Source organism: Streptomyces sp. NPDC033845 (genome assembly GCF_055576225.1).
The window spans coordinates 56,645-70,931 of sequence record NZ_JBVIRI010000001.1 but is presented as its reverse complement, the minus strand read 5'-3'; the positions used below and the strand labels follow the sequence as shown (position 1 = coordinate 70,931).

Annotated in this window: 12 protein-coding genes; 3 read left to right on the top strand and 9 right to left on the bottom strand. The window is 76.0% G+C overall.

Features of this window, described 5'->3' with window-relative positions; all coding sequences use genetic code 11:
* Positions 1–30: 30 nt before the first annotated feature.
* Entirely contained in the window at positions 31–1,116 is a 1,086-nt protein-coding gene (locus ACZ50K_RS00340) for a pyridoxal-phosphate-dependent aminotransferase family protein (RefSeq protein ID WP_468895393.1), read from the bottom strand.
* Positions 1,117–1,181: 65 nt separating this feature from the next.
* Here ACZ50K_RS00340 and ACZ50K_RS00335 point away from each other — a divergent pair, with 65 nt between their 5' ends.
* Together ACZ50K_RS00335 and ACZ50K_RS00330 are read left to right on the top strand one after the other, a co-directional pair.
* Positions 1,182–2,273 (top strand): amidohydrolase family protein, encoded by a 1,092-nt coding sequence (locus tag ACZ50K_RS00335; RefSeq protein ID WP_468895390.1) that lies wholly within the window; start codon positions 1,182–1,184, stop codon positions 2,271–2,273.
* Between the two features lie 283 nt (positions 2,274–2,556).
* Positions 2,557–3,462: an SCO1860 family LAETG-anchored protein gene (locus ACZ50K_RS00330; protein ID WP_468895387.1), complete on the top strand. Its 906-nt coding sequence runs from the start codon at positions 2,557–2,559 to the stop codon at positions 3,460–3,462.
* 39 nt (positions 3,463–3,501) lie between these two features.
* On the opposite strand, the gene ACZ50K_RS00325 is transcribed toward ACZ50K_RS00330, so the two are convergent.
* Together ACZ50K_RS00325 and cobC are read right to left on the bottom strand one after the other, a co-directional pair.
* Complete coding sequence (locus ACZ50K_RS00325; protein ID WP_468895384.1) at positions 3,502–4,719, bottom strand: CapA family protein; 1,218 nt, start codon at positions 4,717–4,719, stop codon at positions 3,502–3,504.
* Positions 4,720–4,789: 70 nt separating this feature from the next.
* Positions 4,790–6,211 carry an Rv2231c family pyridoxal phosphate-dependent protein CobC gene (gene cobC, locus ACZ50K_RS00320; RefSeq protein ID WP_468895381.1) on the bottom strand — a complete coding sequence of 474 codons (1,422 nt, stop codon included), beginning with the start codon at positions 6,209–6,211 and terminating at the stop codon, positions 4,790–4,792.
* A gap of 91 nt (positions 6,212–6,302) precedes the next feature.
* Between cobC and ACZ50K_RS00315 the strand changes: the two genes are divergently transcribed.
* Positions 6,303–7,055, top strand: a complete 753-nt coding sequence (locus ACZ50K_RS00315; protein ID WP_468895379.1) for a ZIP family metal transporter — start codon at positions 6,303–6,305, stop codon at positions 7,053–7,055.
* Positions 7,056–7,057: 2 nt separating this feature from the next.
* On the opposite strand, the gene ACZ50K_RS00310 is transcribed toward ACZ50K_RS00315, so the two are convergent.
* The 6 genes from ACZ50K_RS00310 to ACZ50K_RS00285 all read right to left on the bottom strand — a co-directional run bounded on the left by ACZ50K_RS00310 (position 7,058) and on the right by ACZ50K_RS00285 (position 14,277).
* Positions 7,058–8,476 (bottom strand): cobyrinate a,c-diamide synthase, encoded by a 1,419-nt coding sequence (locus ACZ50K_RS00310; protein WP_468895376.1) that lies wholly within the window; start codon positions 8,474–8,476, stop codon positions 7,058–7,060.
* 5 nt (positions 8,477–8,481) lie between these two features.
* A complete protein-coding gene (gene cobO / locus ACZ50K_RS00305) occupies positions 8,482–9,081 on the bottom strand; it encodes a cob(I)yrinic acid a,c-diamide adenosyltransferase (RefSeq protein WP_468895373.1) in 600 nt (199 codons plus the stop codon).
* The gene (locus ACZ50K_RS00300) at positions 9,081–11,231 is read right to left on the bottom strand and encodes a putative cobaltochelatase (RefSeq protein WP_468895370.1); all 2,151 of its coding nucleotides are present in this window, start codon (positions 11,229–11,231) and stop codon (positions 9,081–9,083) included. The genes cobO and ACZ50K_RS00300 overlap by 1 nt, the downstream gene beginning before the upstream one ends.
* The gene (locus ACZ50K_RS00295; protein ID WP_468895367.1) at positions 11,228–12,820 is read right to left on the bottom strand and encodes a cobyric acid synthase; all 1,593 of its coding nucleotides are present in this window, start codon (positions 12,818–12,820) and stop codon (positions 11,228–11,230) included. The genes ACZ50K_RS00300 and ACZ50K_RS00295 overlap by 4 nt, the downstream gene beginning before the upstream one ends.
* A complete protein-coding gene (locus ACZ50K_RS00290; protein ID WP_468895364.1) occupies positions 12,817–13,773 on the bottom strand; it encodes a cobalamin biosynthesis protein in 957 nt (318 codons plus the stop codon). Before ACZ50K_RS00290 ends, ACZ50K_RS00295 begins: the two co-directional genes overlap by 4 nt.
* 282 nt (positions 13,774–14,055) lie before the next feature.
* Positions 14,056–14,277 (bottom strand): hypothetical protein, encoded by a 222-nt coding sequence (locus tag ACZ50K_RS00285; protein WP_468895361.1) that lies wholly within the window; start codon positions 14,275–14,277, stop codon positions 14,056–14,058.
* Between the last annotated feature and the right edge of the window lie 10 nt (positions 14,278–14,287).

The following is a 14,287-nucleotide window of genomic DNA, read 5'->3' as shown; positions in this document are numbered from 1 at the left end:
GGCCCTGCGCTGCGCTGCGGGCGGGCCCGGTCAGCCCGCCCGGGCCGCCGTCCACGCCGAGTCCGCGGCCGCCAGGGCGGCTTCCGCGGGCCGGTCCAGGGCCGCCGCCAGGGCCGCCAGCGAGGCCCGGACCACCGCCGGGTCCGCCGCCGTGCCGTAGTGGTTGACCCGGACCATCTCCCCGGCCAGCGCACCGCCGCCGGCCGCCAGCGGCGCCGACGGATCGGCGGCCAGGGCCTTCGCGACGGCCTCGGAGGCGGCCGGCACCCGCAGGGTGGTGGCCACCGGCGCGGCCTCCGCCGCCACCGTCACGTACGGGGCCAGGCCGAGCGCCAGCGCCCCCGCCCGGGTCGCCGCGGCCGCGGCCGAGTGGCGGGCCAGCAGCGCCGGCAGCCCCTCCGCCGCGATCCGGTCCAGACAGGCCTCCAGCGCCAGCATCTCCAGCTGGGCCGGGGCGTGCAGCAGGGTCCGGCGGCCGCCGTCGATCCAGCGTTCCTTCCAGTCCAGCAGCGACAGGTAGGAGCGGCGCGGGGCCGCCGGGTTCGCCGCGAACCGCTCCCAGGCCCGCTCCGACACCGAGACCGCCGACACCCCGGCCGGCCCGCCCATCGCCTTCTGCGCCCCGATCACGCACAGGTCCACGCCCCAGGCGTCCGGCAACAGCGGCTCGGCGCCCACCGAGGCCACCGCGTCCAGCATGAACAGGGCCCCGTGGGCCCGGACCGCCTCGCCGATCTCCGCCACCGGGTTGGTGTTCCCGGTCGCCGCCTCGGCGTGCACCAGGGACACGAAGTCGATCTCCGGGCGCTCCGCGAGGGCGGCCGCCACCTGATCGGCCGTCACGGCCGTGTCGAAGGGCACCGCCAGGTCCACCACGGTGGCCCCGCAGTCCCGCAGCCAGTTCCCGAACGTGGTCCCGTACGGGCCCGTCACCACGTTCAGCGCGGTGGAGCCGGGCCGGGCCCCGGACCGGATGCAGCCCTCCAGCGGCAGCAGCGCCTCGCCCTGGGCGATCACCACGTCCTGGCGGGTGCCGAGGAGTTCGGCGACCCCCCGTTCGATCGAGGCGAAACGCTCCGGGGTGAGCGGGGGCAGGTCCAGCAGGGGGTGGGTCACGGCGGTGCTCTCTTCGTCCGGAGGTAACCCGCCGAGCCTACCCAGGACGTGCGTACAGTGCCCGTATGAGCGAAGTGCTGCATGTGAAGGGGCGCGTGCTGGTCGGGCCCGAGGAGGTCCGCGACGAGCTCTGGGTGGTCGGCGGGCGGATCACCTACGAGCGTCCGCGCACCGCCGCCGCCGCGGACACCGTCACCGTCTCCGGCTGGGTGCTGCCCGGTCTGGTGGACGCCCACTGCCATGTCGGACTGGACGCGCACGGCGCGGTGGACGAGGCGACCAGCGAGAAGCAGGCGCTGACCGACCGGGACGCGGGCACCCTGCTGATCCGCGACGCCGGCTCGGCCGCCGACACCCGCTGGATCGACGGCCGCCCCGACCTGCCGAAGATCATCCGGGCCGGCCGGCACATCGCCCGCAGCCGCCGCTACATCCGCAACTACGCCCATGAGATCGAGCCGGCCGACCTGGTGGAGTACGTGGCCCGGGAGGCCCGGCGCGGCGACGGCTGGGTGAAGCTGGTGGGGGACTGGATCGACCGGGACGCCGGGGACCTGACGGCCTGCTGGCCGCGGGCCGAGGTGCAGACGGCCATCGCCGAGGCGCACCGGCTGGGCGCCCGGGTCACCGCGCACTGCTTCGCCGAGGACTCGCTGCGCGATCTGGTGGAGGCCGGGATCGACTGCGTGGAGCACGCGACGGGTCTCACCGAGGACACCATCCCGCTGTTCGCCGAGCGGGGCGTGGCGATCGTGCCCACCCTGGTCAACATCGCCACCTTCCCCCGGCTCGCCGACGGCGGCGAGGCCAAGTTCCCGCGCTGGTCCGCGCATATGCGGCGGCTGTACGAGCGGCGCTACGACACGGTGCGGTCGGCCTTCGACGCGGGCGTCCCGGTGTACGTGGGGACGGACGCGGGCGGTTCGCTGCCGCACGGCCTGGTGGCGGCCGAGGCGGCCGAGCTGGTGAAGGCCGGCATCCCGGTGCCGGACGTGCTGTCCGCGACCGCCTGGGGGGCCCGGGAGTGGCTGGGCCGGCCCGGGCTGACCGAAGGGGCCCCCGGCGACCTGGTGGTGTACGGGTCGGACCCGCGGGCGGACGTGTCGGTGCTCGCCGATCCGTTGCGGGTGGTGCTGGAGGGACGGGTGCGGGCCTGACCCGGGCGGGGCGTCCGGTTGACGCGGCCGTGACGGGAGGGGGCGGCTGGTCGTTGGGACGCCCCTTTCGGGCAGATTTCTGGGGCAGGAGAGAACCGCCGTTCCAGATGGGGCGTCAAGAATCGAATATGTGCATGGAAACCACCCTTTGGGGTGAACTCACCTCAGGTTGCCGCCTGTTCACTCTCCGTGCGTAAAACTTCCGGGGTCGAAGCCTTCGGCGCGCGCGATGTCCCCCATTGGCGCCCCGGGGCTCCCCAACTCCCTGAGGGGTTTCACCACCTTGAACAGCAACACCTTCCGCATGCCCGCACTCCTCCTGGCCGCCGCCGCCCCCGTCGCCCTCCTCGCCGCCGGCCCCGCCCAGGCCACCGGCGGCACCGGCGGCGGCGCGGGCCGGGCGGGTGCGGTCGTCCTCCGCGCCGGACTGGACGTCGGCCTGCTCAACAAGACCGTCCAGGTGCCCCTCAAGGCCACCCTGAACGAGGTCAGCGCACCGGCCTCGGCCGAGAAGACCGCGCTGACGGTCACCCTGGACGGGGTCGAGCAGGGCAGGCCGGTGAGCGTGCTGCGCGCGGACGTGGCGAGCGCCAAGGCCACCGCGGACAAGAAGCGGGCCGCCGCCGAGGTGAAGCTGCTGAACGCCAAGGTGCACGTGCCCGGACTGCCGCTGCTCTCGCTGATCCAGCTGGAACAGGTCACCTCCAAGGCGGTCTGCGAGGCCGGCCGGCGGCCGGTGGCCACCGCCAACGTGCTCGGCTCGGTGACCGTGCTCGGCAAGCGGACCACCCTGTCCGCGGGCGGCCCCATCAGGGTCGAGGTGCCCGGGATCGGCGAGGTCAGCCTGGTGCTCTCCGGGACCGAGACCACCTCCCGCACCGCCGCCGCGTCCGCGCTGAAGCTCAACGTGTCGGTGAACCCGCTCAAGCTCAACGTGGCCGAGGTCGAGGGGGAGCTGGTCCTCGCCGAGTCCCACTGCACCTCCCCGGCCGCCGCCCCCTCCGCGAAGCCCACGCCCCCGAGCACGCCCCCGGCCATCCCCGAACCGGCCCGGCCCGATGTGAAGCCGCAGGCCAACCTGGCCGAGACCGGCGGCAGTTCCCTCACCCCGTACGTCGCCGGGGGAGCCCTGCTGCTGCTCGGCACGGGCGCCGGAGCCCTGGTCCTCACCCGCCGCGGCCGCGCCTGACGGGCGGCCCGGGGCCCGGCCCCGGAGCCGCCCGGCAGGCTACGGCCGGGTGGCCCGGGTCAGGCCCTGGGCCGCGGCCCCCCGGGAGCGCACCGCCTCGGACACCTGCCGGTCCACGGCCCGGTAGTCGGCCCGCCCCGGAGTCCCGGCGCAGGAGGTGCACACCACCCGGAACGGCGGGCCCATGTCGGAGAACTGGGTGAAGAACTCGGCCTTCACCACCTCCCAGCGGCCCGGCCGGTCCGCCGAGGGGGCGAAGGTGAAACGGGGGATCGAGGACTGGTTGCCGCGCTTCTTGTCCGCGGGCACGAAGCTGGCGACCTGGTCGCCCATCCCGAACACCACCCAGGTCCCGTTGATCTTCTCGTAGGGCTGCGGCACATGGTTGTGCGTGCCCAGGATCAGATCGATGTCGGGCAGCCCGTCGGTGGTGGCGGCGGTCAGCTCCCGGGCCAGCCGCCGCTGCTGCTCGTCGGGGGCGGTCTGCCACTCGGTGCCCCAGTGCACGCTGAGCACCACCACGTCGGCCCCCGCCGCCCGGGCCGCCCGGGCGTCCGCGAGGACCCGGTCCCGGTCGAGCAGGGAGACCGCCCAGGGCCTGCCCCCGGGCAGCGGGATGCCGTTGGTGCCGTAGGTGTAGGAGAGGTGCGCGATCCGGGCGCCGCCCGCCTCCAGCAGCGCCGGGGTCCGGGCCTCGGCCGCCGTGCGGGCCGATCCGGTGTGCCGGATCCCGGCCCGGTCGAGGTGGTCCAGGGTGCGGACCAGTCCTTCCCAGCCGGCGTCTAGGGTGTGGTTCGAGGCGGTGGAACAGCTGTCGTAGCCGGTGGCCTTGAGGGCGTCGGCCAGCTGGTGCGGGGCCTTGAAGGTCGGATAGCCGGTGTAGGGGCCGCCGGGCCGGCCGTACGGTATCTCGTGGTGGCAGATCGCCACGTCGGCGGACTCCACCACCGGCCGCACCCCGGCGAGTATCTTCCGGAAGTCATGGCCGCCCGCACCGGAGCCGGCCGCGTCGGCCGCCGCCCGCTGGATGATCGACGGGTACGGGATGATGTCCCCGGTCCCCACCAGGGTGAACGGCCGGCCCGCCGGGCCGGTGGCCTGCCGGCCGGGCAGCGCGGGCGGGCTCACGGCCGGTGCCAGCCGCTGCGGCGCGCCGGCCGGACCGTCCCCGCCGAGGACCGCCGTCCCCCCGTACACCCCGGCCCCCACCGCGGCCAGCACCGCCACCGCCGCCCCGGCCTTCGCGAACCCCCGCATGACTGCCTCCCCTTGGCGTGTTCCCGACACTCTCGCACGGGGTTCCCGCAACCGCGCCGGGGTCGGCCCGCTACGGCGTGGTGAGGGTCAGCGCCGCGTCCAGGGCCTGGAGGAACCGGCCGGTGGTGGCCCGGTCCCGGACCGCGATCCGCAGCCAGTCCCGGTCCAGGCCCGGGAAGGTGTCGCCGCGGCGGACCGCGAAGCCCAGCGCCCGCAGCCGGGCCCGCACCTCCGGCGCCCGGTCCACCCGGATCAGCACGAACGGGCCCTCCGCGGTGCCCACCGAGGTCACCTCCTCGAACTCCGCCAGCCCCGCCAGCAGATGGGCCCGGTCCACCGCGATCCGGCGGGCCGCCTCCGCCGCCTCCGCCAGCGCCGCCGGCTCCATACAGGCCTCCGCCGCCACCAGCGCCGGGGTCGACACCGGCCACAGCGGCCGGACCCGCTCCAGCTCGGCCACCAGCTCCGGCTCGGCCAGCACGTAGCCGATCCGCAGCCCGGCCAGCCCCCAGGTCTTCGTCAGGCTCCGCAGCACCACCAGACCCGGCAGGTCGGTGCGGCCGGCCAGCGCCTCCCGCTCGCCCGGCACGGCGTCGAGGAACGCCTCGTCCACCACCAGGGTCCGCCCCGGCCGGGCCAGCGAGGCCAGCACCGCCGCCGGGTGCAGCACCGAGGTCGGATTGGTCGGATTGCCGACCACCACCAGGTCCGCGTCCGCCGGCACCGCCGCCGGATCCAGCCGGAAGCCCTCCGAGGCCCGCAGCAGCACCCGCTCCACCCGGTGCCCGGCGTCCCGCAGCGCCGCCTCCGGCTCGGTGAACTGCGGATGCACCACCACCGGCCGGACGGCCCGTACGGCGCGCGCGATCAGCACGAACGCCTCCGCCGCCCCGGCCGTCAGCAGCACCCGCTCGGCCGGCAGCCCGTGCCGGGCCGCCACCGCCCGCCGCGCCGACCGGCCGTCCGGGTAGGCGGCCAGAGAGGTCAGCGATCCGGCGATCCGCTCCCGCAGCCAGCCGGGCGGGGTGTCCGCCCGGACGTTGACCGCCAGATCGGTCAGCCCGGCCCCGGAGTCCAGCACCTCCGCGTCCCCGTGGTGCCGCAGATCGTGCGCCGGCTCGGTGGCCACCGCGCAGGTCGCCGCCGCCGACCGCCTTTTGGGCACGAGCAGTTCACCGCCCGCCGCGAGCGCCGCCGCCTCCGCCACCGAAGGGGTGCCCACCGCCTCGGCGGCCACCCGGCCGGGCGCCCCGGGCACCGCGACCCGCGCCAGCTCGGCGGCCGGATAGGTCCGCAGCGGCACACCGAAACGTTCCGCCGCACCGCTGATCCCGGCCTCCCCGCCCTTGCCGGCCACCGTGGCCAGCGCCACCACCGCCCCGGGCCCCAAACCGGCCGCCCGCAGCGCCTCCTCGATCAGCGAGCACACCTCCGCCACCGGCACCCCGGCCCGGCCGCCGACCCCGACCACCACACGCTCGCTCTCGCCCATCCGGGGTCCTTTCTCCTTCGTCACACGGTTGTCGGCCGCCGCTCCGCGCGCGGACGTGCGCACGGAGCCGACAGTCGGTATTCAGGGGCACATGGCCGTGATCGTGGCATTGGGCGCATTCCTCATGACCCTGGCGGGCGGTTGGACGGCGCAGCGCGTCACCGACCGCCGCCATCTGGTGCTCGGCCTGGCCGGCGGGCTGATGCTCGGGGTGGTGGGCCTGGACCTGCTGCCCGAGGCGATGGGCGCGGCCGGTCGCCCCGTGTTCGGCGTCCCGATGGCCCTGCTGCTGTTCGTCGGGGGCTTCCTGGTGGCCCATGTCGTCGAACGCCTGCTGGCGGTCCGGCAGGCCGCCCACGGCGGCACCGGCGGTCCCCACGGGCACGACGGGGGCCAGGGCGAGCGGGTCCCCCAGGTCGGACTGACCGCCGCCGCGGCCATGGTCGGCCACAGCCTCGCCGACGGGGTGGCCCTCGGCGCGGCCTTCCAGGTCGGCGGCGGGATGGGGGTGGCCGTGGCGCTGGCCGTGATCACCCACGACTTCGCCGACGGGTTCAACACCTACACCCTCACCCGGCTCTACGGGAACGCCCGCCGCAAGGCCCTGCTGATGCTGTTCGCGGACGCCCTCGCCCCGGTCGTCGGAGCCGCCTCCACCCTGCTGTTCACCCTGCCGGAGGAACCGCTCGGCGCCTATCTCGGGTTCTTCGGCGGGGTCCTGCTCTATCTCGCCGCCGCCGAGATCCTGCCCGAGGCGCACCACGACCACCCCGCCCTGTCCACCCTCCTGTGCACCGTGGGCGGGGTGGCCGGCATCTGGCTGGTCGTCGGCATCGCCGAGTGAGCTCATCGGGCCGGGACGGCCGCTGCCACCGCGGCCGCGGCCGCGGCCGCGAACCGGAGGGCCACCGAAGGCTCCGCCGCCCAGTGCGTGTGCAGATAGCTGGCGTGCACCCCGCCCTGCACGAACCCCTCCACCCGGCGCTCCGGATGCACGAACCCCCAGGCCGGCGCGGCACCCGCACCCGGCTCCACCACCGTCCGGTGGAACTCGTGACCGCGCAGCCGGCCGCCCGCCGGGGACAGCACGCTGTCCGAGACCGCCACCGCCTCCCGGTAGCCCAGGGTCAGCCGCTCCGACATCCGCGCCTCGGCGTCGACCACCCCGCACATCGGCTTCCCGTCCAGCGACCGGGCCAGGTACAGCAGCCCGGCGCACTCGGCGGCGATCGGCGCCCCCGAGGCCGCCAGCCCCGCCACGGCCGCCCGCAGCGCCCCGTTCTCCGACAGCTCCGGTGCGTACACCTCCGGGAAGCCGCCGCCGATCACCAGCGCCCCGGTGCCCTCGGGCAGCGCCTCCTCGCGCAGCGGGTCGAAGGGGACCACCTCGGCCCCGGCCGCGGTGAGGAGCTCGGCGTGCTCGGCGTACGAGAAGGTGAACGCCGGACCGCCCGCTATCGCGACCACCGGCCGCCGGCCGCCGCCCGGACCGGAGGGGACGGCCCGCTCGCGGCCGTCCGCCACGGCCCCGGCGAGCGCGCCCGCCGGGGACCACGGCTCGCAGTCCAGCGGCGGCGCGGTCCGGGCCAGCGCCATCAGCGCGTCCAGATCGCAGCCGGACCGGACCTGCTCCGCCAGGGCCGCCACCGAGGCCAGCGCGTCCGCCCGCCGCTCGGCGACCGGCACCAGCCCCAGGTGCCGGGAGGGCGCGGCCACCTGGGGGGCCCGGCGCAGCACCCCGAGCACCGGCATCCCGGCCTCCTCCAGGGCCTCCCGCAGCATCACCTCGTGCCGGTCCGACCCCACCTTGTTGAGGATCACCCCGCCCAGCCGCACCCGCGGGTCGAAGGAGGCGAACCCGTGCACCAGCGCCGCCACCGACCGCGACTGCGAGGAGGCGTCCACCACCAGCACCACCGGGGCCCGCAGCAGCTTCGCCACATGCGCGGTCGAGGCCAGCTCGCCCCGCCCGGCGGCCCCGTCGTACAGCCCCATCACGCCCTCGACCACGGCCAGGTCGCAGCCGGCGGCCCCGTGCGCGAACAGCGGGCCGACCAGCTCCGGCCCGCACAGGAACGCGTCGAGGTTGCGGCCCGGCCGCCCGGTGGCCAGCGCGTGGTAGCCGGGGTCGATGTAGTCGGGCCCGGCCTTGTGCGGGGACACGGCCAGGCCGCGCTCCGCGAACGCGGCCATCAGGCCCGTCGCGACGGTGGTCTTGCCGCTCCCGGAGGACGGCGCGGCGATCACCAGCCGCGGAATGCTCACCGAGGTCACCACTCGATGCCCTTCTGGCCCTTCTGGCCGGTGTCCATGGGGTGCTTCACCTTGGTCATCTCGGTGACCAGGTCGGCGAACTCCACCAGCTTCTCCGGCGCGTTCCGGCCGGTGATCACCACGTGCTGGGTGCCGGGACGGGTGCGCAGCACCTCGATCACCTCGTCCACGTCGATCCAGCCCCAGTGCATCGGGTACGCGAACTCGTCCAGCACGTACAGCCGGTGGGTCTCGGCCGCCAGGTCCCGCTTGACCTGCTCCCAGCCCTCCTTCGCCGCCTGCTCGTTGTCGAGCTGGGCGTCGCGCTGCACCCAGGACCAGCCCTCGCCCATCTTGTGCCAGACCACCGGGCCGCCCTCGCCGGAGGCGCCCAGCACCTTCAGCGCGTTCTCCTCGCCGACCTTCCACTTGGCCGACTTCACGAACTGGAACACCCCGACCGGCCAGCCCTGGTTCCAGGCGCGCAGCGCCAGCCCGAAGGCCGCCGTGGACTTGCCCTTGCCGGGTCCGGTGTGGACGAAGACCAGCGGCCGGTTGCGGCGCTGACGGGTGGTGAGACCGTCGTCGGGAACGACGGCAGGCTGTCCCTGAGGCATTACGCGGCCCTCCTGTGGGCGGATGGCGGTGCGGACACCGCGGTACGTACGTTCTTGACCAGGCCCGCGAGCGCGTCGGCCCGCAACCCGTCGAGGGTGACGGCGGGGCCGCCCAGGTCCGCGGCCAGCGCCCCGGCCAGACCCAGGCGCACCGGACCGGACTCGCAGTCCACGACCACCGAGGCGGTGCCGCCCGCCGCCAGCAGCCGGGCCGCCCGCTCCCCGGCCGCCCGCGGGTCCCCGCCGGGCGGGCCCGCCGACGTGGCCCGGCCGTCGGTGACCACCACCAGCAGCGGCCGCCGCGAGGGGTCCCGCAGCCGCTCCACCCGCAGCACCTCGTGGGCCTTGAGCAGCCCGGCGGCCAGCGGGGTGCGGCCACCGGTGGGCAGCAGCTCCAGCCGGGCGGCCGCCGCGTCCACCGAGGAGGTGGGCGGCAGCGCCAGCTCGGCACCGGCCCCCCGGAAGGTGATCAGACCGACCTTGTCCCGCCGCTGGTAGGCGTCCAGCAGCAGGGACAGCACCGCGCCCTTCACGGCGCTCATCCGCTTGCGGGCCGCCATCGAGCCGGAGGCGTCGACCACGAACAGCACCAGATTGCCCTCGCGGCCCTCCCGGGTGGCCCGCCGCAGATCGTCCTTGCGGATCACCAGACCCCGCCCGGCCCGGCCCCGGGCCTTCTGGTGCGGGGCGGCGGCCTGCACGGTCGCCGCCAGGTGCAGCGAGTCCAGCCGGCCGCGCGGGGGCTGCGAGCCCGTCGTCCGGCCGTGCGCGGTCCGGGCGCGGGAGCGCCGCCCGGCGGCGCCCTCACCCAGCCCGGGAACGCTCAGCATCCGGGTCCTGAACGGCGCGGCGGCGCGCACCGCGGCCTGGGTGGGCGCATCGGCGGCCCCGGTGCCCGCGCCGGGCTCCGGCCCCGGCCCCGGTTCCGGGGCCTCGGCCCGGGCCGGCTCCGGTTCCGGCTCCTGCTCCGGAGCGCCGGGGCCCGGCTCCGGACCGGTGCCGTCCACCGGCGGCTCCCCGGCGGACGGGTCCTCCTGCGGGCCGCCCTGCGGCGGCATCCCGCCGCCGCCCCCGTCCGGTCCGCCGTCCCCGCCGCCGTCCCCGTCCGGTTCCGGCTCCGGGTCGGGCTCCGGGTCCTCGTCCGGGAAGGAGTCCAGGATCCGGTCCAGCAACTCCTCGTCCAGGCCCGGCGCGTCGAAGGGGTTGCGGCGCCGCCGGTGCGGCAGCGCCAGCAGGGCCGCCTGCCGGACGTCCTCCCGGCCGACCTCGGTGCGCCCGGCCCAGGCGGCCAGCGCGGTCGCCGTCCGGGCCATCACGATGTCCGCCCGCATGCCGTCCACCTCGAACGCGGCACAGGCGGCCGCGATCCGCAGCAGCGCCCCGTCGCCGAGGCGGACCTGCGGCAGCAGGGCCCGCGCGGCCACCACCCGGTCCCGGACCTCGGCCTCCTCGCCGGCCCAGCGGCCCGCGAAGCCCGCGGGATCGTCCTCGTACGCGAGCCGGCGGCGGACCACCTCCACCCGCTGGAGCGGCTCCCGGGAGGCGGCGACCTCCACGGTCAGCCCGAACCGGTCCAGGAGCTGCGGGCGCAGCTCGCCCTCCTCCGGGTTCATGGTGCCGACCAGCAGGAACCGGGCGGCGTGCCGCACCGAGACCCCCTCGCGCTCCACGTAGGAGGCGCCCATGGCGGCCGCGTCCAGCAGCAGGTCGATCAGGTGGTCGTGGAGCAGGTTGACCTCGTCGACGTACAGGATGCCGCGGTGCGCGTCGGCCAGCAGGCCCGGCTCGAAGGACTTCACGCCCTCGGACAGGGCCCGTTCGATGTCGAGGGCGCCGACCAGGCGGTCCTCGGAGGCGCCGACCGGCAGCTCCACCATCCGGGCCGGCCGGGCGGTCCCCCCGGAGCCCTGGTGCGGGCCGTCCGGGCACTGCGGGTCCGGGGCGGCGGGCGCACAGGAGAACCGGCAGCCGGGGACCACCTCCACCTGCGGGAGCAGCGCCGACAGGGCGCGTACGGCGGTGGACTTGGCGGTGCCCTTCTCGCCGCGGACCAGGACCCCGCCGACCGCCGGACTCACGGCGTTCAGCAGCAGCGCCAACCGCAGGTCGGACTGGCCGACCACCGCGGTGAACGGGTAGGGCGTGCTCATTTCGCTCCTTCGGAAGGGGGGAGGGCGGGCGCGCCCGGCGGCAGGAAGGGCAGGCCGGCCGGGGCGCCCCCCTCGATGAGACGGAGCAGGGCGTCGGTGTCCGCGTGTTCCTCGATCAGGTCGCCGAGCAGGTCGAGCTGTTCCTCGCGCAGGGCGCCGAAGGAGGTGTCGGGGGCGGGCACGAAGCGGCGGCCGGACTGTGCGGCGACCTCCCGCAGGAAGGCCCGGCGGAAGCCGTCGGACTCCAGCGAGCCGTGCCAGTGGGTGCCCCACACGGCCCCGACCCGGCAGCCGTCGAGGAAGGGCTCGCCGCCGAGGACCTCGGCGACCCCGTGGTGGATCTCGTATCCGGTGACCTCCTCGCCGAGGGCCGTGCCGGACGGCCGGGCGAGGGTCTTCTCGCGGGCGAACCGGACCCGGACCGGCAGCAGGCCCAGCCCGTCGACCACTCCGGCCCGGGACTCGACCTCGTCCTCGATCCGCTCGCCCAGCAGCTGGAACCCGCCGCAGACGCCCAGTACCGGGCGCCCCTCGGCGGCCCGCCGGGCCAGCGCGTCGGCCAGGCCCCGCTCCCGCAGCCAGGCCAGCGCCTTCACGGTGCCCCGGGTGCCCGGTACGACCACGAGGTCGGCGTCGGCCAGCTCCTCGGCCCGGTCCACGAACCGCACCACCACGCCCGGTTCGGCGGCGAGCGCGTCCACATCGGTGAAGTTGGACATCAGCGGGACCGCGCAGACCGCGATCCGCAGCACGTCCTCGCCGGCCGGCGGGGCCACCACCGACTCGCGGACGGCCCCGCGCAGCGAGACCCGCAGTCCGTCCTCCTCGTCGATGCCCAGCCCGTGCCGGAAGGGCAGCACCCCGTAGGTGGCCCGGCCGGTGACCGAGCGGAGCATCTCCATGCCGGGCTCCAGCAGGGAGACGTCCCCGCGGAACTTGTTCACCAGATAGCCGGCGATCAGCGACTGGTCCTCGGGGGAGAGCAGGGCGGTCGTGCCGAAGAAGGAGGCGAAGACCCCGCCCCGGTCGATGTCCCCGACCACGACCACCGGGAACCGCGCGGCCCGCGCGATCCCCATGTTCACGATGTCGGTCCGGCGCAGGTTGATCTCGGCCGGGCTGCCCGCCCCCTCGCAGATCACGGCGTCATACGTGCCCCGCAACCGCTCCAGGCAGTCCGTGACCACGCCGAGCAGCTGTTCCCGGCCGCCGAGCGGGGTCCCGGCGGACGGGGCGCCGGTCTCCCCGAAGAACCCGCGGGCGCTCATCTCGCCCACCGGCTTGCCGAGCAGCACCACCTGGCTGCTGCGGTCGCTGCCGGGCTTGAGCAGCACCGGGTTCATCAGCGCGGTCGGCTCCACCATGGCGGCCTGCGCCTGCATGGCCTGGGCCCGGCCGATCTCCGCGCCCTCGCGGGTCACGAAGGAGTTCAGCGACATGTTCTGGGCCTTGAACGGGGCCACCTTGACGCCCTGGCGGGCCAGCCAGCGGCAGATGCCGGCGGTGACCACGCTCTTCCCGGCGTCCGAGGTGGTGCCGGCGATCAGCAGCCCGCCGCCGAGCCGCCCGCCGTCCTGTCGTGCGTTCACGCCGTTCCCCTCCTCACCCGGGCGGCCAGCAGCCGGCCCGCCACGCAGCCGGCCAGCGCCAGCCAGGTGACCTGCCGGGACAGCCGTACCGCCCGCTCGATGTCGGCGGTCTCCACCGGCCGCCCGGCCGCCCCGTTGAGCACGGCCCGGTGCTCCACCCGCCCGCCGTAGGCCAGGGTGCCGCCGAGCCGGACGCCGAGGGCGCCGGCGAAGGAGGCCTCCACCGGGCCGGCGTTGGGGCTCGGGTGCGCGGCCGCGTCGGAACGCCAGGCCCGGACGGCCCCCCGACGGTCCGGCCCGGCCAGCGCGGCGGCCAGGGCGGTCAGCCGGGCGCCCGGCCAGCCCGCCAGGTCGTCGAGCCGGGCGGAGGCCCAGCCGTAGCGCAGGTGGCGGGGGGACTTGTGGCCGACCATCGCGTCCAGGGTGTTCACGGCGCGGAAGGCCAGCAGTCCGGGCACACCGCCGACGGCCCCCCACACCAGGGCGCCGACCACGGCGTCGGAGGTGTTCTCGGCGACCGACTCCACGACGGCGCGGGCGATCTGCCTGTCGTCCAGGGACTGCGGATCGCGTCCGCAGAGATGGGGGAGCCGCTCGCGGGCCACCTCGGTGTCCCCGGCGGCCAGCGCACCGCCGATGGCCCGGGCCTCCCGGCCCAGCGAGGTGCCGCCGACGACGGCCCAGGTGGCCGCGGCGGTCAGGGCGATCCGGGCGGCGGCCGGACGGGAGCGCACGGCCCGGGCGGCCAGCACCCCCACGGCGGTGGCTCCGCCGGCGCACACCAGGGTGTGCAGCACGCCCCGGGAGCGGCGGTCGGCCCAGAGGGAGCGTTCGACGGCTGCGGCGGTCCTTCCGAAGGCGGCGACGGGGTGCCCGCGGCGGGGATCCCCGAGGATCCGGTCGCCGATCAGGCCCGCCGTCACGCCGTACGCGAAGACGCGATCGGCACGCATGGGGCAGGTAGGTCCTCACTCAGGGTCCGCGCCCTGGTTCGACGGGTCGGGCGGCGAGAGTTCCTGGCTCCCGGCGGGCGGGGACCGAGTGGTCCGCGCCCTCCGGTGACGTGGCGGGACCGCGCCGGATTCGCACCGGACTTCCTCTGCTGCCGCCGTAGTGGCCCGGGCAGTCCACCACGCACGGCGAACTCCGGTCAACTCGCGGTTGACCTGCTGAAACGAGTGCTCCCCCCGGACGGATCCGGGGGGAGCACTCGGTGATCGGGATGGCGGCGGCCGTCAGGCGACGATCAGGTAGATCCCGTAGGCCACGGCCGCGGTGCAGAGCGCGAAGCAGGCGTAGGCACCGGTGCGGGCCAGGGTGGCCGTCCCGCCCTGGTCGGTGGCCGCTTCGTGCTTGGAGAGGCCCAGCAGGCCCAGGGTGAACAGGGCCACGAGGGCGACGGTGGCGGAGAGGCTGACCCCGAAGACGGAGCCGAGAGCTGCCCAGTCGATCTTCATACTGCCGAAA

What these genes read in the sequence shown, in the direction of transcription:
- ACZ50K_RS00300 (WP_468895370.1), bottom strand. Translation starts at nt 11,231, where the DNA reads ATGAGCACGCCCTACCCGTTCACCGCGGTGGTCGGCCAGTCCGACCTG.
- ACZ50K_RS00325 (WP_468895384.1), bottom strand. Translation starts at nt 4,719, where the DNA reads ATGCGGGGGTTCGCGAAGGCCGGGGCGGCGGTGGCGGTGCTGGCCGCG.
- ACZ50K_RS00315 (WP_468895379.1), top strand. Translation starts at nt 6,303, where the DNA reads ATGGCCGTGATCGTGGCATTGGGCGCATTCCTCATGACCCTGGCGGGC.
- ACZ50K_RS00285 (WP_468895361.1), bottom strand. Translation starts at nt 14,277, where the DNA reads ATGAAGATCGACTGGGCAGCTCTCGGCTCCGTCTTCGGGGTCAGCCTC.
- cobO (WP_468895373.1), bottom strand. Translation starts at nt 9,081, where the DNA reads ATGCCTCAGGGACAGCCTGCCGTCGTTCCCGACGACGGTCTCACCACC.
- cobC (WP_468895381.1), bottom strand. Translation starts at nt 6,211, where the DNA reads ATGGGCGAGAGCGAGCGTGTGGTGGTCGGGGTCGGCGGCCGGGCCGGG.
- ACZ50K_RS00335 (WP_468895390.1), top strand. Translation starts at nt 1,182, where the DNA reads ATGAGCGAAGTGCTGCATGTGAAGGGGCGCGTGCTGGTCGGGCCCGAG.
- ACZ50K_RS00290 (WP_468895364.1), bottom strand. Translation starts at nt 13,773, where the DNA reads ATGCGTGCCGATCGCGTCTTCGCGTACGGCGTGACGGCGGGCCTGATC.